General features: G+C 58.1%; 24 protein-coding genes and 1 pseudogene. 13 read left to right on the top strand and 12 right to left on the bottom strand.

What is annotated here, in order from left to right; genetic code table 11:
- The first annotated feature begins 10 nt into the window (after window positions 1-10).
- From GM658_RS05545 to GM658_RS05535, 3 genes are all read left to right on the top strand, one after another.
- Window positions 11-1,195 carry a DesA family fatty acid desaturase gene (locus tag GM658_RS05545; protein ID WP_211841813.1) on the top strand — a complete coding sequence of 395 codons (1,185 nt, stop codon included), beginning with the start codon at window positions 11-13 and terminating at the stop codon, window positions 1,193-1,195.
- Between the two features lie 55 nt (window positions 1,196-1,250).
- Entirely contained in the window at window positions 1,251-1,544 is a 294-nt protein-coding gene (locus tag GM658_RS05540) for a hypothetical protein (protein WP_155453002.1), read from the top strand.
- 242 nt (window positions 1,545-1,786) lie between these two features.
- Window positions 1,787-2,017, top strand: a complete 231-nt coding sequence (locus GM658_RS05535) for a hypothetical protein (RefSeq protein WP_155453001.1) — start codon at window positions 1,787-1,789, stop codon at window positions 2,015-2,017.
- A gap of 170 nt (window positions 2,018-2,187) precedes the next feature.
- Here the strand turns inward: GM658_RS05535 and GM658_RS05530 are convergent, their stop codons facing one another.
- Window positions 2,188-2,577, bottom strand: coding sequence for a response regulator (locus tag GM658_RS05530; RefSeq protein WP_155453000.1), 390 nt, complete (start codon window positions 2,575-2,577; stop codon window positions 2,188-2,190).
- A gap of 209 nt (window positions 2,578-2,786) precedes the next feature.
- On the bottom strand, window positions 2,787-3,317 hold the full coding sequence (locus GM658_RS05525) for a hypothetical protein (RefSeq protein ID WP_155452999.1): 531 nt from the start codon (window positions 3,315-3,317) through the stop codon (window positions 2,787-2,789).
- A 738-nt stretch (window positions 3,318-4,055) separates the two neighbouring features.
- Here GM658_RS05525 and GM658_RS05520 point away from each other — a divergent pair.
- Both GM658_RS05520 and GM658_RS05515 read left to right on the top strand, forming a co-directional pair.
- On the top strand, window positions 4,056-4,283 hold the full coding sequence (locus tag GM658_RS05520; RefSeq protein WP_155452998.1) for a hypothetical protein: 228 nt from the start codon (window positions 4,056-4,058) through the stop codon (window positions 4,281-4,283).
- Between the two features lie 223 nt (window positions 4,284-4,506).
- On the top strand, window positions 4,507-4,857 hold the full coding sequence (locus tag GM658_RS05515) for a hypothetical protein (protein WP_155452997.1): 351 nt from the start codon (window positions 4,507-4,509) through the stop codon (window positions 4,855-4,857).
- 397 nt (window positions 4,858-5,254) lie between these two features.
- Here the strand turns inward: GM658_RS05515 and GM658_RS05510 are convergent, their stop codons facing one another.
- The gene (locus tag GM658_RS05510; protein WP_155452996.1) at window positions 5,255-6,832 is read right to left on the bottom strand and encodes a TonB C-terminal domain-containing protein; all 1,578 of its coding nucleotides are present in this window, start codon (window positions 6,830-6,832) and stop codon (window positions 5,255-5,257) included.
- 1,037 nt (window positions 6,833-7,869) lie between these two features.
- Here GM658_RS05510 and GM658_RS05505 point away from each other — a divergent pair.
- The gene (locus tag GM658_RS05505; protein ID WP_155452995.1) at window positions 7,870-8,112 is read left to right on the top strand and encodes a hypothetical protein; all 243 of its coding nucleotides are present in this window, start codon (window positions 7,870-7,872) and stop codon (window positions 8,110-8,112) included.
- Between the two features lie 137 nt (window positions 8,113-8,249).
- Here the strand turns inward: GM658_RS05505 and infA are convergent, their stop codons facing one another.
- On the bottom strand, window positions 8,250-8,510 hold the full coding sequence (gene infA, locus GM658_RS05500; RefSeq protein WP_155452994.1) for a translation initiation factor IF-1: 261 nt from the start codon (window positions 8,508-8,510) through the stop codon (window positions 8,250-8,252).
- 533 nt (window positions 8,511-9,043) lie between these two features.
- On the opposite strand from infA, the gene GM658_RS05495 reads away from it, so the two are divergent.
- The gene (locus tag GM658_RS05495; RefSeq protein WP_155452993.1) at window positions 9,044-10,858 is read left to right on the top strand and encodes a methyl-accepting chemotaxis protein; all 1,815 of its coding nucleotides are present in this window, start codon (window positions 9,044-9,046) and stop codon (window positions 10,856-10,858) included.
- A gap of 127 nt (window positions 10,859-10,985) precedes the next feature.
- On the opposite strand, the pseudogene GM658_RS29215 reads toward GM658_RS05495, so the two are convergent.
- Together GM658_RS29215 and GM658_RS05490 are read right to left on the bottom strand one after the other, a co-directional pair.
- Window positions 10,986-11,117 (bottom strand): annotated as a pseudogene (locus GM658_RS29215) (integrase); the annotation flags it as partial.
- A 242-nt stretch (window positions 11,118-11,359) separates the two neighbouring features.
- On the bottom strand, window positions 11,360-12,334 hold the full coding sequence (locus GM658_RS05490; protein ID WP_229416769.1) for an alpha/beta hydrolase: 975 nt from the start codon (window positions 12,332-12,334) through the stop codon (window positions 11,360-11,362).
- 344 nt (window positions 12,335-12,678) lie between these two features.
- Here GM658_RS05490 and GM658_RS05485 point away from each other — a divergent pair, with 344 nt between their 5' ends.
- Complete coding sequence (locus tag GM658_RS05485; protein WP_155452992.1) at window positions 12,679-12,936, top strand: hypothetical protein; 258 nt, start codon at window positions 12,679-12,681, stop codon at window positions 12,934-12,936.
- A 146-nt stretch (window positions 12,937-13,082) separates the two neighbouring features.
- Here GM658_RS05485 and GM658_RS05480 read toward each other — a convergent pair whose 3' ends face one another.
- Complete coding sequence (locus GM658_RS05480; protein ID WP_155452991.1) at window positions 13,083-14,099, bottom strand: integron integrase; 1,017 nt, start codon at window positions 14,097-14,099, stop codon at window positions 13,083-13,085.
- A gap of 124 nt (window positions 14,100-14,223) precedes the next feature.
- Between GM658_RS05480 and GM658_RS29745 the strand changes: the two genes are divergently transcribed.
- Window positions 14,224-14,514 (top strand): toxin-antitoxin system YwqK family antitoxin, encoded by a 291-nt coding sequence (locus GM658_RS29745; protein ID WP_155452990.1) that lies wholly within the window; start codon window positions 14,224-14,226, stop codon window positions 14,512-14,514.
- A 5-nt stretch (window positions 14,515-14,519) separates the two neighbouring features.
- Here GM658_RS29745 and GM658_RS28805 read toward each other — a convergent pair whose 3' ends face one another.
- A complete protein-coding gene (locus tag GM658_RS28805) occupies window positions 14,520-14,846 on the bottom strand; it encodes a hypothetical protein (RefSeq protein ID WP_170298683.1) in 327 nt (108 codons plus the stop codon).
- Window positions 14,847-14,975: 129 nt separating this feature from the next.
- Between GM658_RS28805 and GM658_RS05465 the strand changes: the two genes are divergently transcribed.
- The 3 genes from GM658_RS05465 to GM658_RS05455 all read left to right on the top strand — a co-directional run bounded on the left by GM658_RS05465 (window position 14,976) and on the right by GM658_RS05455 (window position 16,321).
- The gene (locus tag GM658_RS05465; RefSeq protein ID WP_155452988.1) at window positions 14,976-15,440 is read left to right on the top strand and encodes an NUDIX hydrolase; all 465 of its coding nucleotides are present in this window, start codon (window positions 14,976-14,978) and stop codon (window positions 15,438-15,440) included.
- 81 nt (window positions 15,441-15,521) lie between these two features.
- Complete coding sequence (locus GM658_RS05460) at window positions 15,522-15,851, top strand: hypothetical protein (RefSeq protein WP_155452987.1); 330 nt, start codon at window positions 15,522-15,524, stop codon at window positions 15,849-15,851.
- Between the two features lie 80 nt (window positions 15,852-15,931).
- Window positions 15,932-16,321 carry a hypothetical protein gene (locus GM658_RS05455; RefSeq protein WP_155452986.1) on the top strand — a complete coding sequence of 130 codons (390 nt, stop codon included), beginning with the start codon at window positions 15,932-15,934 and terminating at the stop codon, window positions 16,319-16,321.
- Between the two features lie 506 nt (window positions 16,322-16,827).
- On the opposite strand, the gene GM658_RS05450 is transcribed toward GM658_RS05455, so the two are convergent.
- From GM658_RS05450 to GM658_RS05440, 3 genes are all read right to left on the bottom strand, one after another.
- Window positions 16,828-17,928: a 6-phosphofructokinase gene (locus tag GM658_RS05450; RefSeq protein ID WP_155452985.1), complete on the bottom strand. Its 1,101-nt coding sequence runs from the start codon at window positions 17,926-17,928 to the stop codon at window positions 16,828-16,830.
- A gap of 1 nt (window position 17,929) precedes the next feature.
- Complete coding sequence (locus GM658_RS05445; RefSeq protein ID WP_155452984.1) at window positions 17,930-18,592, bottom strand: BON domain-containing protein; 663 nt, start codon at window positions 18,590-18,592, stop codon at window positions 17,930-17,932.
- A gap of 106 nt (window positions 18,593-18,698) precedes the next feature.
- Window positions 18,699-19,709: a universal stress protein gene (locus GM658_RS05440; protein WP_229416768.1), complete on the bottom strand. Its 1,011-nt coding sequence runs from the start codon at window positions 19,707-19,709 to the stop codon at window positions 18,699-18,701.
- Between the two features lie 50 nt (window positions 19,710-19,759).
- On the opposite strand from GM658_RS05440, the gene ftsH reads away from it, so the two are divergent.
- Window positions 19,760-21,685, top strand: coding sequence for an ATP-dependent zinc metalloprotease FtsH (gene ftsH / locus GM658_RS05435; RefSeq protein WP_155452983.1), 1,926 nt, complete (start codon window positions 19,760-19,762; stop codon window positions 21,683-21,685).
- A gap of 63 nt (window positions 21,686-21,748) precedes the next feature.
- Here ftsH and GM658_RS05430 read toward each other — a convergent pair whose 3' ends face one another.
- Window positions 21,749-22,783 (bottom strand): GGDEF domain-containing response regulator, encoded by a 1,035-nt coding sequence (locus GM658_RS05430; RefSeq protein ID WP_170298682.1) that lies wholly within the window; start codon window positions 22,781-22,783, stop codon window positions 21,749-21,751.
- Window positions 22,784-22,950: the final 167 nt, after the last annotated feature.

Genomic DNA, 22,950 nt, shown 5'->3' with positions numbered 1-22,950 from the left:
AGGAGCCGTTATGGAGCAGTATTTGCAATGGATGACTGAAGGACTGCTCGCGTTGAGCTGGTGGAAGCTGCTGCTGGTCGGGCTGGTGACGACGCACGTGACGATCGTCGCGGTGACGGTCTACCTGCACCGGTGCCAGACGCATCGCTCCTTGACTTTGCGTCCTGTTGTGGCCCATTGCTTCCGCTTCTGGCTATGGCTGACGACGGGGATGGTGACGCGGGAGTGGGTGGCGGTGCATCGCTGCCATCACGCCCATTGTGAAACAGAGAAGGATCCGCACAGCCCAGTAATGGTGGGGATCAACCAGGTCTTGTGGCGTGGCGCCGAACTGTACCGGGATGCGACCAGTGACCCGGCGCTGGTGGATCGCTATGGCGGCGGTGGACCGGCCGACTGGCTGGAACGACGGATTTACGGCCGCTACACGTGGCAGGGGGTGGGATTGCTCCTGCTGATTGAACTCGTCTTGTTTGGGGCACCGGGACTGACGCTGTGGGCTTGCCAGATGATGTGGATTCCATTCCTGGCTGCCGGGGTGGTCAATGGCTTGGGGCACTATGCCGGCTACCGTAACTATGACTGCAAGGAAGCAGCCACCAACATCGTGCCGTTTGGCCTGCTGATTGGCGGGGAGGAGCTGCACAACAACCATCATACGTTTCCGACCTCCGCAAAATTTTCGGTGCGCTGGTTCGAACTGGATATCGGCTGGGTCTATATCAGTCTATTGCGATGGTTGCGCCTGGCATCCCTCCGGCGGCCGCCAGAGCGCTTGATGCGATGCGCGGGGCAGTTCGTCCCGACGCTGGTGACCTTGAAGCTGGTCCTGGGCAATCGTGCGGTACTGACGCGCGAGCTGACGGTGCTGACCTTGGATGTGTTTCAGGCGGAACGTACGGGACTGGCAAAGGTAAGTCCCCATGCGGCGTTGCTCCAGACGAAGCGCCTGTTGCGGCGCGCACCCTGCAGGCTCACAGGAGGGCAAAGGGTGGAGCTGGAACAGGTGATCGTGCATAGTGCGCGACTCAGTGCGATGCATGTGGCGCGGCAGACGCTGGAGAAGCTATGGGAACGTTCGCCGGCAACACAGGAGGAACTCCTGGCGGTGCTGCAGACCTGGTGCGTGGATGCAGAACGTTCCGGTCCACGGCCCTTGCAGCGATTTGCCCGGCAATTGGCGAGCTATGGATAGGATATTGACAGCCACTCCGCCCTGAGGGACGGGGTTTCTCGGAGCACATCTGACCATGAATCTTGCATTGATTCACTCGACGGCGTGCCGCGAATTGCTCAATGCGGGAGACCTGGGGGATGCTGTACGTTATTGCATTGCCCAAGGCATTGAGCCACCGGTTCCGCCATGTTCCAAGCTCTCATCCGATTACGAGCAATGCGTGCAAGTGGCACAAGAAACCTTGTCGGACTATGGTTGGTGGGAAAAACGGTTAAAGGTCCGGAACGCGCGCGAGCGCAGACAGGCTGAATTGCAGGAAGGCTCCGGCGAGAAGGATCCGTCGCCCTCAGGGACTCGGGCCAGTTGATTCGCCGTTTTTGTGTCGGCGGGCGACGGCCTGGGAATGTCATGGTTTCCAGGCGCGATGTGTTGTGACACGCCAGTTTGGCGTACATCGCAGGGCGGCAATTGGCGCATTCATCCCTTGTGGTAGCCGCACGGGGGCGGTGATGTGCGTGATGGCGCAGATGCCCAATCGTGTGCGCGTGGCAATCGACGCGCACGAGAAGTCCTGCAGCGAGGAAGTGCGACCGCACGAAGGAGCCGGACATGCAACGCTATCGTGGCTACGAAATTGACTGCGCTGCAGTCAGGGCGACCTTGGGAAGGCCTAGCGCAAAGTGGTACTGTCATGTGAGCGTCAGGAAAGTCGCCGAACCTATGCCGACGCGATACCAGGTCACTGTGATCGCCTGGACGATGTACTCGGCGAAATTGCTCGGCCTGCACCTCGCGAAGGAGCGCATCGATAATGCGCTTGGTATTGAGATTTCTGCTTGAGATCCTCCCTGCGCCAAGCGACCAGGTTGCTCGGCGCAGCCCTGAGCAACGCCCTGTGCGATAACGCCCCGTTCTGCGCCAGCCGGTGTTGTTAGTCAGACGTGGATTGGTGTGACGTAAGGCCGCTTCCGTCAGAATGCCGTGCGCTGGGAGGTGCCGGCATGCGATTTCTATCGTGACGGGTCTCTGCTGCCAAAACGGGACACGAGCGCTAGCAATTCTTCCATCGCGACGGGCTTCGTCAGGCGCCATACCATGCGTGCCTGTGTCATCGCTTCACGACTGCCGGGGCCATCCCAGCCTGTCCACGCAACAATAGGGAGTTCAGCGCACTGGGGGAGGGCATGCATGGCGATCGCCGTTTCATAACCATCCATGTCGGGCATCTGGATGTCGAGGAACACGATATCCGCAGGCCAGTCAGCCAGCAAGGCAACTGCGGAGGCGCCGTTATAGGCGACCTTGTTGTCGATGTGATGGAAACTCAGAAATTGGGACACCATGTCAACGGCGTCCTTGTTGTCGTCGACCAGCAGCACACGGGCGTCGATCTGGTTCATGGTCCTCTCCTTGCGTCATCGCGACTCCTACGCGACGGGCTAGAGAGAGGAAATGGCGTGGTATGCTGGATATTCAGGCTACACGAACCGCGGATTAAGGTGCGCACGTTTCGTGCCGAGTCATGCTTGGAAGGGCGAATGCTGAAGCGAAATAGCGCAAAGCGTGGCGTGTTTGTGGTGCACTTGGGCGAAATCCGCCGGGTGAATGCTCATTTGCGTGGCAAGCTGCGCTTGAACAGGAGGGAGGGCGGGGCATTGGCGGGAAAGATGTCGTAGTGCCCGATTCGCCCGGTGGACCGAAGCTTCAAGGTTTTCCCTTTCCCATCGACCATGTAGCGCTCCTGAAGCAGATTCAAGTGATGCGCGGCATGCGCGATCTGCAGGTTGCGCTGGCAAATGGTGTGTCCCGGCGCAGCGCTCGCGAAGGCACAGGCATCGCCAAGGCAATCGTAGCGATACACGCCATAGAAGTAATGACCTGCAACAAACTCGATGCCAAACTGTTGCATTAGCCGCAGATCGTCGGCGGAGGGGGGCGGAACGCGCTTCGTGCGGACGGTCTGAATTGGGGGGGGCGCGCTGGAAGGGTGAAGGAGCATGAGCTGGGCGTAATTGTAGGCATCAATAAAGTTCTCGTAAGCGTAGCCGCGATACAGGTAATCGCGCCCATTGAACCGGATGGAGCTTGGCCCAGAACCAAATGTGCCTACTGCACGTCGATAGTAGTGAAAAGTTACCATACCAATACACTTGAGACGTCGTCGCTGTTAGAACAGCGTCCGCATCAGCCTCATTGCTAAGGAATCAGTGATTTCAGTGTACGCCGATTCGTTTGCCCTCGCTTGCCGACGCTGGCGCACTTTGCCATGGCGGCGCATGTCGAAAGACATTGCACCGGGTCGCCGGCGCAACTGAGATTGTCGTTTCCTCATGACCAAGGGAGTCGGGACGACGAAGCCTGGGATGGTTGGCCCGATGTCTCTGATCCTCGACGCGCGTCGCGTCATTGACCGGTCGACGTGTCCCCCATGCCGTCTTGGTTGCGCGCTGCAAGCAGTACATGAAAAGTGCTTGGGGCGCCTGCGCGCGCCATCAAGTTCGATCTGCCGCATCCATGAGGGGGCGGCAGAAGAGGCGACGTGGGGACTTACATTCATGTTGCTAGCTAAGCGGCGGAAGACGACCATGATGGCTTGCGACGCGCTTCTGCGAACAGGACGCTACTTGAACACGGATTGTCCAATTGGCGCGTCGCGTGCGGTCTTCGTGAGAATGAACATCGCACTGAACTTCCATCGCACACGTTCGGACCACTAAAGTATTTTTGTGGACAGTTGATTCCCCGCCGGGGAAACAGGACAATGGGGGGGACTCGGACAGGCAAGGAGCATGCCGTATGGCCCGGAAGTCAGGTGGTATTGGCATGGCTCCTGGCGGTCATTCCATTGATTCAATGCTGGTGCTCTGAACGCGCAACCATGAAAAAAAACGAACTGCTCTTGCAACTCGCAGCCTTTGCTGATGAAGACAACATTGTTGTCGAAAGCCGACCGGGTGAATATGTAGAACCAGTCATCTATGTAACAGCGGTCCGGGCGCGCCGAAGTGACGAACTGGATACCACGTTCAAGAGCGAGTACGTGGCTGACCGGGCCGGAACTGGCACAGTTGTCATTGGCACCCACCGAGGTTGCACGACACTATGAGGCGCCTGGGCGCCGTGAACAGCGCTTGCTTTGTGCGCAAGCGATGTTCGCTGCCTGACGATGCAGCGTAGAGCGTCCCTTGGGGGGCGGCGGATTGCCCTCGATGCCGTTCCAATGCCATTGAGATCTCCAATCGCTCGAGTGCTGTGGCCCGTGCTATGGTGGTTAAATCACCGGAATACGCGTTCGGCTGTATGCCGCCGAGATGAAAACGGAGACCATCATGCCATTGGAGCTGAAGGATCGTCGCATGAGTAATCGCCAGGCCGGCGTCATTGATGACGCGCTTGGTCTAGCTGACGAATGCGGTTGGCGTTATGCCATCGCCTATTTGATCAGCGAACGGATCCCTTCCCCTATTATCCAGCGCTTGCTCTTTAGCGGTGGGGGCGTGCGCTGCACTTTGGGTGGCCAGCTTGGTCGGACGCCCGAATGGAGCGGGCAGGGGGGAGACGACATGAACAACCTGTTTGAGTCGCTGAGTGGGCGCAATTCGCGGCGAGTGCGTGGTCGCGACGATATTTCTGGGGCGTCGAACCCCGAAGAGGAATACCTGGAAACGCAATGGGACTAATGCGTCCGCAGATCCCGAGCAACCAGCGCTGGATATGGAGTGGCACTGCGCTATTGGTCGAAGGCAATAGCGCCATGTCGCTATTGCCTGAACAGTTCAGTGGCACTTGCCTGCAGCGCAGTCGTTACTTTTCTCATCGTCCCGTTGATCCTTTCCATCCTGATCGGGCCGCCCGACCTATTACGCCATCTCGGGATGCGTGTATTGCTGCGTGGGCTGGGGACGGCCGGATTGCGGCAACCGCAGTGAAATCAGTGTGTCCCAGGTGCATCAATTCGCCAGAGCGACAGGGTACGCGCGCCTTAGTGGCGCGTGCAGTTGCCTAGTCGAATATTGGCGGAGACAGAATGTTCAATATTGGCCACCGTCATGACACGCGCGGCAGAACACGGGCGTTCTATTGCAGGCGAATTGCGGTATCAAAGACCCAGGTGCGGCGAATCTCGAGGACGTCGTACTGGCGTGCCAAGCCGGGAGGAAATGCGCCGTAGGGGGCCTGGGTGGCGATGACTTTGCGAATGGCGTCATCAATGGCGCTCACGCCGCTCGAGACCACAAAGGTCACGTTCTCAACCGAGCCATCGGCCCGGATGGCGATCGTCACCATGGGCGAAACGTGACGCTGCTTGACCACGTCGCGCAGCATGTCGAAAGCCATATTGAGCTCGAACTTCTTGCTTATGGTCTCGGCGTATTGCACCAGTTCGCCATTGGTGTCCGCGCGGCCGAACAGCCAGCCGCGGCGCAGGCCGCTCACGGTCGGCAATAGCGAGCGTGACGGATTCTTCAAGGCGGCATCGCGCTGCGCCGCCTCTTCGTTGAGTTGTCGACCAATGGCGCGTAAACGCTCTTCGTGCTCAGCTTCCTGACGCTCCTTTTCCAGCCGAACTTGTTCCTGTCGCGTCTTTTCCAGTCGCGCAGCCTCTTGCTTTGCTGCCTCCTGCTGAGCTTGCCGGGCCGCTTCTTGTCGCATTTGCTCCTGGCGGGCTGCCTCCCTGCGCTCGGCATCCAGTTGCGCCGATTGTGCATGGACCTGTTCCTGGAGTGCGGCGTCCTGGCGCGCTTTTTCTACTTGCCGTGCCTGCTCCTGTTGGATGGTTTCCTGACGCAGCTTCTCCTGGCGCGCGAGTTCGAGGCGTTCAGCCTCCTTGCGCACGGCTTCGGCTTTGGCGACCTGGGCAGCGCGTACGGCTTCTTGTTGAAGCAACTCCTGCCGGGCCGACTCTTCCAGCCGGGCCTGTTCCAGGCGCAGCGCTTCGCGGCGGAGTTGCTCCTGACGCTCAGTGTCCAGTTGCGCCGCCGCCAGCTTTACCGCTTGTTCGGCGCGGGTCACCTCCAGCGTCATCTGTTCCTGGCGCATGGCTTCGCGTTGCGCTTCGGCAACGAGCTCCGATTGGCGCAGTTTGTCTGCGACCAACTGTTCCTGCTCGAGCCTGGCGCGCTCGCGCGTGGCGTCAGGATCTTCCCGTTGCAGTTGTTGTCGTACCGGATCAGGATTGGCGGGCAGGGCGACTGGCGGCGCGGCGGGAGCGGTCGGCAGCGGAATGTCGGGAATCTTCGCCGCCGGCATGTCCGTGTCCGGTAGGGCAGCGGGAGACGCTGGCGACAGAGGCGTGGACGTGGTAGAAAAGGCTGGCGCGGAGTGAGACATGGCTGGTGGCATATCGCCGAGCGCATTGGCGGAACGCTTGATGGTGAGCGTTGGTTCCGGCGATGAAGCAGGTAGACCGACCTCGGGGAGTGCTGGCGTCGTCGGTCTCGTTTGCGATGGCATTAGGAGAACCTGGAGATCGTTCACCGCGAGTCTACGTTCCTGCCAAGGGAACTGAAAAGCAGGAATGCCAAAGGTCTGCCCACCGAGGGCGATGCTCAGGAGTAACGCGTGAATAAGGCCTGAAATCACGACGGCCGTGCTCAATCGCCATGGCTCGTGCTGGAAGCGTTGGTATTGATGAATGGCGATGGCTGTCGACATCTCGACAGACTATCACAAACGCAGGGGCTATTGATCGTTCGGCAACGCACAGGCGTGAAATGCAACGCCGGCATATGTTAAAGCATTGGTTCTTGTTGAATTTGCCGAGTCATCTTGCCAATACCGTTTGCTTGGCCGCTTGCGCTGGTAGACCGCGTTATGGGTATGCAGGCATGCACGCTGACGCATGAACTGTGGCGCGCCACGGAGCGCGGCTGTCCGCGACGAGCAGTCGACATGCATGATGAGAAATTGTAGATTGGAAAATGAGTGCTATGCTGAACTACAAGGATCCAAATGAATGCCTGAGCGCTCCGACCAAGTGCTTTGCCCGCCGTTGCGGGCTTCTTTTTGTCTCCAAGTGTCGCGAAGGGACGTAACGACCGTGAGTAACACGGCTTGCTTCTCCTTAAGTGCTGAGGATTGGGACCAGCTCGGATTGGCGATATACGACGTGGCATTGGCCTTTTCGGGGACTGGAAGCCCGAAGGAATCGGACTGACGCCAAGATGGCTGCGCAATGGCACGGTGACAGAGACAGAAGGGCATGCGACATCGCGTACCTATTCAACGCATTCGCTCGACAGATATGAGAGCAAACGACGCATCGCTTGCTTGTAGAGTCGATAGGCATGCTCTCGTTCGGAACCATTCGTCTTCAGCATCCGCGCCGCATGAACTTCTACTTTGAACCGTAGATGTCGAAGATGTTCGTTCTGTACTTCAGCGCGTCGAATGCATTCATTGACGTTGCGTCTTTCGAGCAAAGTGCTGTTCATGTTGACCCCATTCGGCATGCAACTCAGCTTGAGAGTACGCCGTCTTCGACTTAGTGGCAAACAGAAAGTCATGCGGGTGGTGGATATGTAGTAGTGACGGGTAGTACGCGAAGGGAGACGCTGAACGGAAGCTGTCAGTGATTTCCTGACGCCTTTTGACGTGAGTGCATAACGCGATGGGCAGGCGATAATTTGCTCCATAGTCTGAGCGGCGAGTCATACCGCGTTGAAGGCACCACCTCGTCATATGAAGATGTCATGAACGCCGACCGACCGAACCATAACATGACTCACTTGGCTGATGCCGCAATCGACATTGCCGCCAACCAGTCGCGACTGGCTGCCGTCAGGTTCCTGTTCGACAGGGGCTGCACGCCGGAAATGATTGCCCACATTCTGGCGTCATGCGCGACCGGGCGATGTCCAGCCACCAAGCATTCCCCGCGCTTACCCCAATTGCGTATCGACGAAGGGGCGCAAGCGTCATGCGTCGATGCTTGAACGGTGCGCCTTGTGCAAAGGGTGTCTGGACCTGCCCGAGAAGAGTGAAAACGACCCCGCGTTGATGCGCGTTTGGTCGGCCTGGGCGCCATCTTCTCACATCGAATTGCCAGTCGAAGACAATGTCGCCTAGCAACCTAACGACGGCGAACCGGACGCGGGCCGGGAACGCCACGCTTTTCAATGTGCCGGAAAATGATGCGCCCTTTGGAAAGATCATAGGGAGATAATTCGAGTGTCACTTTATCGCCAGCCAGGATGCGGATGAAGTTTTTCTTCATGCGACCAGCGCTATAGGCGATCAGTTTGTGGCCGTTGTCGAGGTCAACACGAAAGCGCTGGTCGGGCAGGACTTCCTTGACCGTGCCGTACATTTCGATGAGTTCTTCTTTTGCCATAGCGTTGGCTTTCCTTTTGCGATTGGGACGAGGTGCGAAAAAAAAGCCCGCTTTGTTGCGGGCTTCGTTTCAAAGTAATGCCAATGTTTCAATCGCTGCTACAGCCCACGCTATCTGCGTGGTGCGAAGCGGTCAGCCCATGCTATCTGCATAGTGCCAGCCTGTGACCAATGTTTGGTGCTACAGGGGAAAGTTCTCGAGGACTTCACCACGGGACGTAGTCTATCACATTTCTGTGCATCGCACAAAAATGTATTGCACGGCGGCCTCAGCGCGGCATTAATCAAGGCGGACGCACTCCTAAGTGAGCGGTCTTCAGACTACATAGATCCGAAACGCTGGAGCTTGGACAGGTCCGGCATTGCGCCGCGGACCAGCAGGACGAGTATCGGAAGGCGGTGCCAACTTCATGCAGCGTACCAAGAACGCACGCGGAGCGTTTTGTTAAGTGCCTCTGGGCTGGTGAAATATTCCACTGCTGCGGCCGGCCTGGTGCTACAGTCCGATGTCTTATTGTTCCGTCGCGACTGCCAATGCTGAAAAATCTAAGAATTCAGACCAAGTTGCGGCTTGGCTTTGGCGTGTTCGTCGCCGTGTTGTTGTTCCTGCTGATCGTAGCCTACCAGCATTCGGTTCGGGTGTACGAAGCGAACCGGTGGGACAAGCACACGCTCGCGGTCATCCTCGAGGCGAATCGGATTGCCAACGATGTCCTGGAGATGCAGGCCACTGTAAGAGGTTACTTGTTGACGGGCGAGTCGGACGACCTGGCGCAGTTGCCGGCACTGGAGCTGTCGCTGCGTGGGCATCTCGCCAAGGCCGTATTATTGACCGCGGATAATCCGGGGCGGCAGGAACGGTTCAATAAGATCAGGCACTTGGTCGATGATTGGGTCAAGAACTACCTCAATATGCTCATCGAGCAGCGACGTGGCCTAGGGCATGACATCCGGGCGGCGGACCAGATCGGGCGTTCTCCGCTACTTAAGGGCGCACTGCATCTGACAAAAGAGATCGGGACCTTGATCGATGCCGCCAGCGACGACGAGGCGCGACTATTGGCAGAACGCGTTCAGGAGTCCTCTCGCCTGCAGGCGGGCATGTTCTTGGTGTTGACGCTGGGTGGCGCGCTTTGTATTGGGTTGGCATTGATCGTCGCGTACTGGTTGAATGGCACTCTTCAGGCCCCGCTGGATCATCTCGCCGATGCGGTCCGCCGGATGGGCGCTGGTGATCTGGCTGCGCGCGCTGTGGTGATTTCGGACGATGAGCTTGCGCAAGTGACCATTCAATTCAATCGCATGGCGCAGGTGATCCAGGATAGTCAAGCGAAGGAGAGGGCCGCGACGGATCTGCTAACGTCCCAGGTCAATGCGCTGTCGGCGGTGGTGGCGCGGGCTAGCGCCGGCGATCTGACGGGCAAGGTCGGTGTCTCGGGAAACGATGTGATCGGCCAGTTGGGCGATGGCTTGGCCAGGATGGTTGACAATTTGCAGGCACTGATTCGTAGCGTGCAGGAGGCCTGCATGCAGGTGACCGCTTCAGCGACCGAAATTGGCGCATCGGCGAAGCAGCAGGAGACAACGGGGATTGCACAGGCGAAGTCGAGCGCCGAGATTCGCAGCACGACCAAGGAGATCTCGATTAACACCGCCAAACTTCTGAGGACAATGGAAGACGCCATTATCGTGGCGGATTACACCACCAGCGCCACAGCGGTCGCACAAAATGGCCTACAGCGTATGGATGTCACGATGCAGAACATGGTGTCGGCGACTGGCACGATTACGTCCAAGCTCGCGGCGCTCTCAGAAAAGTCGAGTAGCATTAACAGTGTTCTGGTGACCATCACCAAGGTAGCGGATCAGACCAATCTGCTCTCGCTCAATGCTGCCATTGAAGCGGAGAATGCTGGGCAAGCCGGGCGTGGTTTCGCTGTCGTTGCGGGTGAAATTCGTCGCCTCGCAGACCAGACAGCGGCGTCGGCCTGGGATATTGAGCAGATGCTCAAGGAGATGCAATCAGCTGTCTCAGCGAGTGTCATGGGGATGGATAAATTCTCGGAAGAGATTCGCCGTAGCGTCGGCGAAGTAATGGATGTCTCCAATCAGCTGTCGGGTGTGATGGATCAAGTCCAAAAAATGGTGCCGCATTTTGATGCGGTACTGCAGGGGATGCAATCACAAGCAACGGGCGCCATGCAGATATCTCAGACCATGGGCCAGCTTGACGACGTCTCACAGCAAACACTGGATTCATTGAAGGCGACGAGCCAGGCGATTCGGCAACTCCAGTATGCCGCAGGAACAATGCAATCGAGTATCGCCAATTTTATCGTGGCTGCCTAGGGCTGGGTGCCTCGCTTCAGATGGGCGTCACTGCACAAGCGTGGTTGACCGCAATCGACGAAGATTTTCACAGCCCCGCAATACATGAAGGGCCCATTGGGGCGTCTACTGCCGCCCCGCGAGTTGGTTATGCGTCGGTCTGTTCCGCCATCTCCAGGGCGTCATCGACTTCGATGCCTAAGTAGCGCACGGTGCTTTCAAGCTTGGTGTGGCCCAGCAACAATTGGACCGCGCGCAGATTTTTTGTGCGGCGGTAGATGGTTACTTCGCATGGTTCAGATGAACGCAGAGCAGTTCATTGAGTGGGCAAAAACGTACTATGAAAAAGATTTTGACCGTATCGGAGAAAGCGGAATCCACTCAGTGTTCAAGAACAATGCGCCCAAGTTCTAGCGAAGTGAACATTGACGGTCGGAGTCGGCCAAAAGCAGTCTTTGAACTTATGACATGCGATGATTTGTAGAGAGCTGCCGGGGGAGGATATGTTCTAGATTATCGAAGTCATTGCACGATCAGTTGGCGGTCATGCAGCCATTCCTCAGCGCGTTTGGTCCAGTTTGATGCCGTACCTAAGCCCGGACGCGTTCCCATACCGTGCCCCCCGTGCTCAAACAGATACATCTCGGCTGGTACATGTGCGCGAGTCAAGGCCTGATAGAACAGAATACTATTATCGACCGGCACCAGGTCGTCATCCTGCGAGTGCATGAGCAAAGTGGGCGGCGTGTTCGCGGTCACCTGATTTTCAAGCGACAACAGCTGCACGCGCGCCGCCGACGGGGTAGCACCAAGCAGGGCGTTGCGCGAACCGGCGTGCGTGGTAGTAGGGGTCATGGTAATGACTGGGTACATCAGCATCGCGAAGTCAGGGCGTGCGCTGACGGCATCCAATGGCGCGCCAGTCTGGCCGTCAGGATGATCGAATAAGGTGGCGGCGCTTGCCGCAAGATGGCCGCCCGCCGAGCTCCCCATAATGCCGATGCGGTCTGGCGCGACGCCGAACTCGGCTGCATGCGCGCGCACCGTCCGGATCGCACGGAGGACGTCCTGGAGCGGAGCGGGGTGTCCATAGTCCGACAGTCGAGACTTGAGCACAAAGGCGGTGATGCCAATATGGGATAGCCACTGAGCATACTGCTGCCCTTCGCGGGTGAAAGACAGAAAACCGTACCCCCCACCTGGACAGATGATGACGGCGGTCTTTGCAGGACGGTCGAAGGAGGCTGGGTACATGGTCAGCGTAGGTTGCGAGACGTTGCTGATACGATCACCGTCGACGTGCTCTGGGCCAGGATCGGGCCGAGCGTTCGGTACGCCCTCCGGCCATAGCGTGATCACGTTAATCTGCGCTTGGGCGCTGCTGATGGCTAAGAAGAGCAGAGAGGAAAGAATTCGCGGCATTTCACTTGATGTCAAAAAAGGGACGGTACTCAACGTCACGCTGAATTGAGTGGTATCGTTACCATGGTTGACCATCAATTTAATGTACAAATTCTTCCGTGTCAATCGGGTAGATGTCTGGCGATAATTCCCAGCGCTTGCCAATGAACGCTGCGGAGGCATGGCAATTCAATCATTTGTCGCGTTTGATGCTGAGCAATCCCAATTTCAGCTTAAGGGCAATGGTAGCGCGCGATGTGACACAGTGTGAACCTTTCAGGCAAGCAAGATGCTACCCTGTATCGTGGCTCATTGCGGCCAAATGCAGCCGCCCATGTTATATTGTTAATTTTCAATACATAAGATGTTAGCCGCCCATTTAACCCTGACGTGCCGATTTGCGCAGGTTAACTCGGGCATATTAAACCTTTATGAGACAAATGATGTTCATGGGCATCGGCGCTTTAGTTGGCGTGATTGCCATGTTGGTAATTCCTTCCTCGTCGCCTGTGCCGCAGCTTGGTCGCGTGTTCACGGGTGCATTTATTGGTAACGGCCTGCATGGCCTGATCTTCGGTCAGCTAAATTGGGTTGCTCGTGGTGGCACTCCAGGGGGAGTTCAGGGCAGGTTAGCCCGAGTCATGGGCGGCTTAATTATCGTCACTTCCGTACTTTTTGCGGCATTAACGCAACGGTGAGCGGCCGCCTGGCGTTGAATACTACTCGTGACTGACCCGCATTTTCCTACCCTTCAGTTCCTACGGACGCCTTGCGGCGCCGCTGCTGAACAGTGAAGATGACACCGCAGGCAGAACCCGGCCAGAACCGGACGTTGAGTTACGTCTCAGACTCCAAGAACTAGTGCGTCAAGTGGGCTTGGCGTTGATCCAGCGGCCAGCTTCAAGACATGCGTATAGATCATGGTGGTGCTGACATCGCTATGACCGAGTAGTTCCTGAACAGTCCGAATATCAGTTCCTCGCTGGAGAACGTGCGTTGCAAAGCTATGTCGGAATGTATGGACGGTGACATGCTTTGGAATTCCTACTAATCGGGCGGCAGCTTTTACGGCTCTTTGAAGCCGCTCGGGGAAGAGATAGTGACGCCGCCGAATACCTGACCTGGGGTCAATTGATAGCGTTGGCGAAGGGAACACCCACTGCCATGGCCAACTTTGGCCCGCCCGTGGATATTTCGATGCCAATGCGAATGGCAGTTCGACGCCTGGCAGATCCGCCAGCCTGTCCGCGTCCCACAGTGCACGAGAATAGGCGATTTGCTCCCTCAATGCAGACTTTATCGATCCAGGCAGCATGACCACTAGATCCTTACCACCCTTGCCCTCACGAACTATGATGATGTCTCGACCAAAGTCGACGTCCTTGACTCTCAGCGCCAGAGCCTCACGTAAGCGCATTCCCGTTCCATAAATTAGTCGCGCCAAGACTCCGGTTACCCCATTCATGGACCGGAGAATTTGGGTGACTTCGTCAGTGGTAAGCACCACAGGAATGCGCTTAATCGGCTTCGGGCGCCCGATTTGTTCCATCCAAGGCAGCTCGATATCGAGCACAACTTTGTAAAGAAATAGCAGTGCGCTCAATGCTTGGCGATGCGTGGATGGGGACACCTGTCGAACATTGGCGAGCATGGACAGAAACGCCTCAACCTCTTTACCCCCAAGGTCTCGCGGATGCCGCAAACCGTTCCAGCGTATGAACCAACGAATCCAAAAGACGTACGTTTTCTCGGTTCGAAGGCTGTAATGCATGTACCGAAGCCGCTCTCTGACCTGGTCCAAGAGCCGGACCGAGGTCAAAGGAGGCCTGCGACTTTTGTCAGTTTTGTTAATACTGTACATGCATACAGTATACTTCCAACGGGCTCAACAGGCAAGCGGGCTCTTGGTCGTCGGATAGCAGGGTGTTATATCGCAACTGCCCATGTTATATTGCTAATTTGCGATATATAACACGTTAGAAGACATGCTGCACCTAGATATCGCCGAAATCCCTTATGAATCTGGAGGTCTGAGGTTTCGATACGCTCGATACCTTTCGGAGGACGGAAGCAAGTGGATACGACATGGATTGTTCGAGGCTTATCACGAGAACGGCACTCTCGCGTCCACTGGGAACTATTCACACGGGAATGAGCAAGGCCTTTGGCGGGATTTTCACGACAATGGTAAGTTGGCTGCAGAAGGTCACTTCGAGAACGGAGTGGAAATTGGCACTTGGAGCTATTGGAGTCCCGATGGTCAAAAAGAGCAGTAACTGTCCTAACTTTCAGCTCCAGCGGACGTGCTCCAGCGGGCGTTGCCCGCTGGAGCGCGCCGCTGAGCAAACACGTTGGGGAGCTGGTGGCTATATTGGATGATCAAGACTTCCAAACTGCGGTCGATCTCGAGGCTGATCGCCTGCTTCGTTTGTCTCCGTGTGAACTCATGCAGATTCAAAATCACGAAGTCATTAGTTCCGTAGCTGGGGGCGAGGTTTCTGTTCTGATTAAGATTATTGACCTCGGTGACTTCAGGCACATTGGTGTGCTGGCTGAACGTAAGTATTTCCTTGGCAGTGCGAGATATGCGCGAGGTATCAAAGTCCAACTTTCAATGCAAAGCATGGATTCCGACGAGATCGCAAAATACTATGTTTGAAATCGCTCTTTGCCCCAACCAATTGATCCAGCGGACGCCTAGCGGCGCCGCTGATCGCAAACGTTGGGCCATTAATCGATGAAGCTATTAGTCAAACTATTTACATTGGTGTTCTCTAGCATCGTTCTTGCGAAAGCGTCAGCCGAAGAGGTTCGTCCCAGCGGACCGACGCGGCCATCGCAAACCGAATACTTCACATCGGCGGTTGCGATGGTGCTTGTCGCGCGAGATGCGCCAACATCGATACTGGCACTTTCGCTGCTTCCAAATAAACCGCTACCTGTGGGCTCAAGCATCTTAGTAGAGTTTGAGGACCCGGCTGATAACAAGTCCCCGTTCATGGTCTCGGGTACTGTCAATGAAAAGGGTGAGCTACACGTGCAATCACCAAAGATTGAAGAGATCAGGAACAAAAGGGCGTATCTAACTAGAACAAAGGTTATAGGCCCGGACAATCAAGTATTGTCGGAGCACATTCAATGGATTTGGTTCGAAATGCCCGATGTCATGCGCAAGGTCTACGCTACGAAGGTTGTTGACTAATATGCCCAACAATTCCGCCAACCGGACCTTCGCATTGCTGCGCGTTGCTGAGGCCGGTTACGTCTAACGCTGGGGAGCACCTTGAACCTGTTCATGCGAATCTTTGCTGAATGCGACAGCGCCACTGCCGCAGGTGCTGTCGCCGAACGTATGCTCTCGGCTTTGAATGGTCTTGGCTTTGCGGCTTCGGCTCCGCCGAAGCCATATTGGAAGATTCCCGAGTATTTTGAATTTACCTTTTCTGCGAAGCCGTCGAATGAACAGGCGTTTCGCTCTGTCGTGGCGCTATGCGCTGGTGGTTGGCTGCATCACAGGGACGCACACGAATTCTCCTCGGTTTGGAACAAAGCCGACGAATTGCACTTCTTGGATCCATTGGTCAAATGGGCTGAGGTACAACTTCATGCGTAAATGCCCCAACAATGCAGTCAACTGGACTGTCTCCACGCTGCGCGTTCCGTCAGCCAGTTACTTTGAACGTTAGGCTTAACATGAACCTCTGGTTGGTACTAGCTATTTGCTTATTTTCGCTGACCTCTCACGCCGCGGACCTGAAACGTAGCGACGGTGAATTGTCGTGCGCCCGTGCAAACGAAGTAATTGGGGATCGAGAAGTCGACGCTGCAATGAAGAGAAATTCCAAAGCGCAATCACCGGCTATTTCTCATCCGAGCCCGAAGAAAGTTACTTGGCAACTTGCCGAAAAACTTATCTTAAGTGGTCGAATAAGGACTATTGTTCAATCCCACGATCGCTCAGTTCTGCTTCTTACATCAGACGGACAAGGGTTTATTGCAAAAGAACCCGAAATTGATCGGGCCATAAATTTGTCTGGGGAGGTAGATCCTTGTCACGTATTCATTGGCGTTGTGACGGAATAATGCCTAACCTTTTAATCAACTGGACAGCTTACGCGCTGCGCGCTCCAGCCGCCAGTTATCGCACGCGTTGAACGACCGCTATGTAGAATCGCAACGGTCCGCAAAGGGGTGCGGAAGCCGACGGCCGCAGATCGTGTCAGGCAAGGCGCCATTGCAAGGCGTCGGATCAGATCAGGTCAGTTGACGACATGGCGTAGAGATTTGGAAGCGACCCTGCTCACTGTGCATCGCACGAGGTCTGTTAATGTGAGGATGCCGGCACCATAGGATGTTGGTGACGCTCTATTGCTACGTTTCTTCGACTTTGTTCGCATTAGCTTGTAGGTGTAAGATAATCGAGGTGAATCGTAAGGGCGAGGGCGCTCTAAGCGAACAATCGGTGATGGTATTTCTGCTGGTATCGATTGAAGGACTTTCCAGAAAGAGCAGCAGAATCAAGGGCTTTGGTCTACCGTAAATAATAGAGTGGGAGTGACAGAGCATTAACTGTCGTTTCGTTCGGTGATTCAAAGAATGGCTCCAGTCGGAGCCATTATTTTTTGGTGTGCGAACATGGCGTCGGCTTCGCCCAGACTCACACCGATATGCCGTGCACAATCCAAGAGATGATGACTTAACGGCACGCGGCGAGTGCGTCCCGCGACGTCTGCCAACGGCACCGCACCGATACGACCGCCCTCGAAGGTCACCATGCTTCCCCACAGATCGGCAAGCGCCATCGTAGCGCCGGTCTCACCCAGCAGCGTTCCCAGCAGCCGGTCCCCTGGGCTCGGCGTGCCGCCGCGCTGCACGTGTCCGAGAACCGTTGCCCGGACTTCGCACTGCAGGCGTGCGGCCAGATCTGTGGCCAGCTTTTCGGCCACGCCGCCCAGTCGCTGCGGCTCTGGCGCACCGGGCACCACGCCCCGGAACGTCATTTCGCCGCCGCGAGGTTTGGCGCCCTCGGCTACGCAGATCAGGGCGCTGCCGCGGTGCGCGGTCCGTGCGCTGCAGACGGCGGCGACGGCGTCCAGGTCGAAGCCGATTTCGGGCAGCAGGATGATGTCGGCTGCGCCGGCCAGGCCCGCTTCCAACGCCAGCCAGCCAGCGGTACGGCCCATGGTCTCAACCAGCATCACACGGCCATGGCTGGCACCGGTGGTGTGGCTGCGCTCAAGTGCCTCTGTGACCGTGGCGACGGCAGTGTCGAAGCCCAGGCTCCGTTCCACACAGGCGATGTCGTTGTCGATCGTCTTTGGCAGCCCCAGTGTCGGCAGGCCGCGCATGTGCAAAGCGCTGGCAATGGCCATGGTGCCATCGCCGCCGATGGCTACCAGGCCAGCGAGACCGAGTTCCCGTGCATAGGAGATGACATCGGCGCTCCAGTCCCGGTCTCGGTAGTTGAGTGGGCTGACACGGTTGGTGGTGCCAAGCATCGTACCGCCGTCCGCTTCGATGCCTGCCACGGCGGCGCGGCCGAGGGGCCGTGTCCGCCTTTCGATCAGGCCCAGGTAACCGTCTTCGATGCCGAGTACTTCGACCCCTTCAAGCGCCAGGGTCAGGCCACGAATGACGGCGTTCAGGCCCGGTGCGTCGCCGCCGCCGGTAAGTACGCCAATGCGTTTCATGTCAAGGCACGGGTGAGGTATCGATGCTCAGGCGGTCGACGACATGGCTTACGCCCGGCGCCATCCAGGCTGCATGTTCTGCCGCCACGCGTTCCGCCCATGAGTGTACGGTACCGTCAAGCACGACCGTGCCTCCGACGGCCTCGACCTTGATATGGGCGGCGTCGACGTTGGCGATACGATGGAAAGCTGCGACGATTTGCCGCTGGACGTCCTTCGGTTCAACGGTGGGGTGCAACTCGATGTGGTTGGCGACGCCGCGCACCCCGCGGATCGAGCGCATCGCCTTCTCCGCCAGGACGCGTTGATAGTTTCTCTCAACCTGGCCTTCGAGCTTCACCAGGCCGTGGTCGACCACGATTTTGATGGTCGCGGCCGATTGCGGCAACTGGTAGACGAGCGCTGAGGCGCAGTCGCGAGCGATGTCGGCATCAAGTCGAGGGTCGCCTGCCAGCCGCACTTCGACATCGTTGGCCACCCCCGCCACCCCGACGACGCGTTCGGCAGCGTTTTCGACGCGCACTTTCTGATCGTAACTGTGTACGAAGCCGCTCAGTGTCACGATTTTCTCGCGCACGGAGACAGCAAGGTCTTTGGCGGCGGAGTCCGTCTCCCAGATCAGCTGTTGTTCGACATGCTTCTTGATGTCGCTATCGGTTAACATGATTTATCCTTTCGCTGGCGAATGCGCGCCGAACGCAATGTCAAAGCTGGCAGAAAATGCCCTTTGTTGAGCTTGGCCCCATTCGTGTCGTGCAGCATCGGCGGGCTTAGCGCGACAGCAAAACAGGTAGTGTTGCCATTTCCAATACAGTGCGGGTTGCTCCGCCCAGCATGATCTCGTGGAGCCGCGAATGGCCATAGGCGCCCATGACCAGCAGGTCCGATTGGGCGCGGTCGGCCGCGGCCATGAGTGCCTCGCCCACGTCGCCGTCGCTGGCGATCGCTTGGGTTTCCACGGCAGCGCCGTGACGCGCCAGATGCAAGGCGATATCCGCACCGGGTTCCTCACCATGGTCGTCATCGCCGATCACAGGGTCCACCATCGTCACTATTACGCGCCCGGCATTGACCAGCAGGGGGAGGGCGTTCTTGATCGCACGGGCTGCATGCAGGCTACCATCCCATGCGACTAGAATATTCTTGCCAATGCTCGCGAAGTGGCCGGCGAAGGGAACCACCAGTACTGGGCAGCAACCATTGAGAATGACATACTCGGGCAGGCCCTGCTGGCTTGCGCCTGTTGCCGGATCATCGCGGTCGGCTTGTCCCAGGATGACCAGGTCGGCATAGCGCGATTGCAGCACGAGCCCGCCATAAGCGTCGTCGTTGACCAGCCGCTCTTCATAAGACGCCACCCCGTGGGTGCCCGCAAGCCGCGCATGCTCCACCAAGACCTTTCTGGCGCGTGCCGTTGCCAATTGCGCCAGGTCGGCGCGGATGACGTCGTGGGGCACGGGATCGTGCCCACGGTAAACATAGCGGGAAATGCCCGTCATCGCGGAGCACACCAGGTGCGCCTGCTGCTGTTCGGCGATCAAGGCGGCCAGCTGCAGGCGTGTCGGCGCACTGCGGGACGCATCTGCGTGCAGAACGATGGTCTTGTACACGGCAACCTCCATATCGGGGTCAAGTCGGAAGATTTCAGTCTGCTCCGCGTGCCGGGGCTTCACCATGATCTGGATCAAAATGAGGGACAAGGGGGAGTTGCGCCGCAGTCCAGTCACGCAAACGCTGACTTGATCTGGATCATGGTTTGGGCTGGCGGCGAGGCGCAGCATGCCTGCAAGGAAGAAGCAGTTTGGCGACTACGACGAAGGGCAGGCGTGCGATGGCGATAGAGAAACCCGGTTCCGGCGGCAAATGGTACAAACTGTGGCCTTGGCTGCTGGCCTCGCTTGTACTGGCGCTACTGCTGAACCTGCTGTCCGGCTTGTCCAGTAATGAACTAGCGTACAGCGAATTCAAGCAATTGGTAAAGATCGACAAGGTGAAGGATATCGCCTTATCCGAGCACATGGTTTCGGGAATGGTGGAGCCCGATGGCCTGCCCGCTGTCATCGAGGCTCCGCGCGTTGCGCGCTTCGGCTGCAAACCTGGCTTGCCATGCCAGTTCAGCGCCGTGCGCGTGGCCGATCCAGGCCTGGTGACGGAGCTCGGGCAGGCAAACATCCGCTACACCGGCGTGCAAGAGGGCACCTGGCTCAGCTCCCTGCTGTGGTGGGTATTCCCCTTGCTGCTGCTGTTTGGCCTGCCGCGCCTGTTAGGCAGCTTCGGCATGGGATTAGGCGATGGCCTGCTTGGCATCGGCAAAAGCCACGCGCGGGTCTATATGGCCGCCAATACCGGTGTCACCTTTGCCGACGTGGCGGGAATCGACGAGGCGAAGGAAGAATTGATGGAACTGGTGGAATTCCTGCGTAATCCCGATCGCTACCGTCGCCTGGGCGGGAAGATACCCAAGGGCGTCCTGATCGTCGGCGCGCCGGGCACGGGCAAGACCTTGCTCGCCAAGGCGGTTGCGGGTGAAGCCGGGGTGCCCTTTTTTTCGATCAGCGGCTCGGAGTTTGTCGAGATGTTCCTTGGCGTCGGGGCCGCGCGCGTACGCGACCTGTTCGCCCAAGCCGTGACCAAGGCCCCCTGCATCATCTTTATCGATGAGCTCGATGCACTGGGCCGGGCGCGGGGGATCGGCGGACTGGAGGGCGGGCACAACGAACAGGAGCAGACGCTGAACCAGTTGCTGGTGGAGATGGATGGCTTTGATACCAACAAGGGCGTGATCCTGCTGGCCGCGACCAACCGTCCCGAAATCCTGGATGCAGCGCTGCTTCGGCCGGGCCGCTTCGACCGCCAGATTGCCCTTGACCGGCCGGACCTGGTGGGCCGGCAGCGCATCCTGGAGGTGCACTTGCGTGCCATCAAGGCGTCGCCGGCGCTGGATGTGCAGGCACTGGCAGCGCGTACCGCCGGACTGGCGGGTGCGGATCTGGCCAACCTGGTCAATGAGGCGGCCTTGCTGGCGGGACGCAAACGCAAGGAGCAAGTCGATATGAGCGATTTCGAAGAGGCGATCGAGCGCGTCCTGACGGGGCTGGAGAAGAAGACGCGCGTCATGAGCCGCATTGAAAAGGAAACAGTGGCGTATCACGAAGCCGGCCATGCGCTGATCGCGGAAACCCGGACCTACGCCGATCGCGTCGCCAGGATCTCGATTATTCCAAGGGGAATCGCTGCGTTGGGATATACACGGCAGGTGCCGACCGAAGACCGTTTCCTGCTGCGCAGGGCGGAGATGCTGGACCGCCTGGATGTATTCCTCGGCGGCCGTGTGGCGGAAGAACTCGTGTTTGGCGACGTATCGACTGGCGCCCAGAACGACCTGCAGCAGGCTACGGACATGGCACGCCATATGGCGATGCAATATGGGATGAGTGAACGGCTTGGCCTGGCGAGCTATGAACAGGCGCCAGGACTGGGCGGCTACGCGATGCTGCCGGCGGAACGGCGCGGGTACAGTGACCATACTGCGCGCATCGTGGACGACGAGGTGAAAGATCTGCTCGCTGCATCCCGGGAGCGCGTGCGTGAGACGCTGGCGGCACGGCGCCGTCACCTGGATTTGCTGGCGCATGCATTGCTTGACAAGGAGGTGCTGGAGCGAACTGCCATCGAAGAACTGCTCGCGACGACCTCGCAGCAAGCCCTGGCGCCGGTCGGCATCGCTGCGGCCGGGCAGTCCAGCGCTGCGGCATGAAAATGCCGCCCGGCCCTTATCTCGCAGAAGGCTTTGGGAAACAAAGGTGCGACAGCAACGGCCTCAATTGGCGCCAGGCGGCGCGGCCTGGGATCCCGCGGCCTCCTGCCCAGTGCTGCGCGATGTGGCGTGCAGGCTGGCGCCATGGTTGCCAGGAGCGCGCAGCATGCCGCACACGCGGTCACGGCCGCTGTCCTTGGCGCGGTAAAGCTGGTGATCGGCCGCAGCGAGCAGGTCAAGCCAGCCGGCGTCCGCGCTGGGGTAGCAGCTTGCGACGCCGATGCTTGCCGTGACAATCTGCGCCGCCGTCGCGCCATCGCGGTGCGCAATCGCCAGGGCGGAAATGCAGGACCGGATATTCTCCGCAACGGAGAGGGCGCCTTTGAAGTCGGTGCTCGGCAAGAGGCAGGTGAATTCCTCCCCGCCGTAGCGTGCCGCGCAGTCGCTGGGCCGGCACAGCGCGGCGTGGATCACGGACGCCACACGGCGCAGGCAGGCGTCGCCAGCGAGGTGACCATAGTTGTCGTTGTATTGCTTGAAATAGTCGATGTCGATCATGATGACGGACAGCGGCCAGCCCGTACGCGCACATTCCTTCCAGTCCCGCTCCAGTTCCTCGTCGAATGTACGCCGGTTCTTCAGGCCGGTCAGGCCATCGCTGTGTGCCACGCGTTTGAGCAGCGCAGTCTGGAGCTGCAGGGCCAGGTGGGTCACCACGCGGGACTCGGCGATGAAGGGAGAAATCGGCTTGCGGATGAAGTCCACGGCGCCGAGCTTGAAAGCCTGCACTTCGTCTTCCTCGGCATGGCTGCCGGTAATGAAGATGACCGGTATGCCTGCGAGGTCCGGCTGGCGCTTGATGTGCTGGCAGAGGTCAAAGCCGTCTTCCTCCCCAAGGTTGATGTCAAGCAAGATCAGGTCAGGACGGGCGCTATGGCATTGCGCCATGGCGGCTGTGCCTGTCGCGGCGCTCACGATGTCGATCTTGCGCTCGAAAATCATGCGCAAGATCGCCACCGTGACGGGATCGTCATCCACCACCAGCAGCCTGGGGCGATACCCGGTCATCTGAACGATTTGATCCAGCAGTTTGTGCATCGGGGACTCCGGCAAGCATTGCTTTACCTGCATTTTTCAGCATAGCAGCTCTTCATTCGCTAGCTGGCGGGATAGCGGGAAATTTGATCTGAGTTAGGTTTTGCCGAAATTTGCGCCGGAGCCTCCGCTTTGCCGATGACAAGCGCACATCTGTTTCCTAATGTGAG

This window comes from Massilia eburnea (assembly GCF_009720745.1).
GTDB classification, from domain to species: domain Bacteria; phylum Pseudomonadota; class Gammaproteobacteria; order Burkholderiales; family Burkholderiaceae_D; genus Rugamonas; species Rugamonas eburnea.
This window is presented reverse-complemented; position numbering and strand designations above follow the sequence as displayed.

Bases quoted from the DNA above. Each gene is read 5' to 3' on its own strand.
- GM658_RS05545 (WP_211841813.1), top strand. From the start codon at position 11: ATGGAGCAGTATTTGCAATGGATGACTGAAGGACTGCTCGCGTTGAGC.
- GM658_RS05540 (WP_155453002.1), top strand. From the start codon at position 1,251: ATGAATCTTGCATTGATTCACTCGACGGCGTGCCGCGAATTGCTCAAT.
- GM658_RS05535 (WP_155453001.1), top strand. From the start codon at position 1,787: ATGCAACGCTATCGTGGCTACGAAATTGACTGCGCTGCAGTCAGGGCG.
- GM658_RS05530 (WP_155453000.1), bottom strand. From the start codon at position 2,577: ATGAACCAGATCGACGCCCGTGTGCTGCTGGTCGACGACAACAAGGAC.
- GM658_RS05525 (WP_155452999.1), bottom strand. From the start codon at position 3,317: ATGGTAACTTTTCACTACTATCGACGTGCAGTAGGCACATTTGGTTCT.
- GM658_RS05520 (WP_155452998.1), top strand. From the start codon at position 4,056: ATGAAAAAAAACGAACTGCTCTTGCAACTCGCAGCCTTTGCTGATGAA.
- GM658_RS05515 (WP_155452997.1), top strand. From the start codon at position 4,507: ATGCCATTGGAGCTGAAGGATCGTCGCATGAGTAATCGCCAGGCCGGC.
- GM658_RS05510 (WP_155452996.1), bottom strand. From the start codon at position 6,832: ATGTCGACAGCCATCGCCATTCATCAATACCAACGCTTCCAGCACGAG.
- GM658_RS05505 (WP_155452995.1), top strand. From the start codon at position 7,870: ATGAACGCCGACCGACCGAACCATAACATGACTCACTTGGCTGATGCC.
- infA (WP_155452994.1), bottom strand. From the start codon at position 8,510: ATGGCAAAAGAAGAACTCATCGAAATGTACGGCACGGTCAAGGAAGTC.
- GM658_RS05495 (WP_155452993.1), top strand. From the start codon at position 9,044: ATGCTGAAAAATCTAAGAATTCAGACCAAGTTGCGGCTTGGCTTTGGC.
- GM658_RS05490 (WP_229416769.1), bottom strand. From the start codon at position 12,334: ATGGTCAACCATGGTAACGATACCACTCAATTCAGCGTGACGTTGAGT.
- GM658_RS05485 (WP_155452992.1), top strand. From the start codon at position 12,679: ATGATGTTCATGGGCATCGGCGCTTTAGTTGGCGTGATTGCCATGTTG.
- GM658_RS05480 (WP_155452991.1), bottom strand. From the start codon at position 14,099: ATGTACAGTATTAACAAAACTGACAAAAGTCGCAGGCCTCCTTTGACC.
- GM658_RS29745 (WP_155452990.1), top strand. From the start codon at position 14,224: ATGCTGCACCTAGATATCGCCGAAATCCCTTATGAATCTGGAGGTCTG.
- GM658_RS05465 (WP_155452988.1), top strand. From the start codon at position 14,976: ATGAAGCTATTAGTCAAACTATTTACATTGGTGTTCTCTAGCATCGTT.
- GM658_RS05455 (WP_155452986.1), top strand. From the start codon at position 15,932: ATGAACCTCTGGTTGGTACTAGCTATTTGCTTATTTTCGCTGACCTCT.
- GM658_RS05450 (WP_155452985.1), bottom strand. From the start codon at position 17,928: ATGAAACGCATTGGCGTACTTACCGGCGGCGGCGACGCACCGGGCCTG.
- GM658_RS05445 (WP_155452984.1), bottom strand. From the start codon at position 18,592: ATGTTAACCGATAGCGACATCAAGAAGCATGTCGAACAACAGCTGATC.
- GM658_RS05440 (WP_229416768.1), bottom strand. From the start codon at position 19,709: ATGCTGCGCCTCGCCGCCAGCCCAAACCATGATCCAGATCAAGTCAGC.
- ftsH (WP_155452983.1), top strand. From the start codon at position 19,760: ATGGCGATAGAGAAACCCGGTTCCGGCGGCAAATGGTACAAACTGTGG.
- GM658_RS05430 (WP_170298682.1), bottom strand. From the start codon at position 22,783: ATGCACAAACTGCTGGATCAAATCGTTCAGATGACCGGGTATCGCCCC.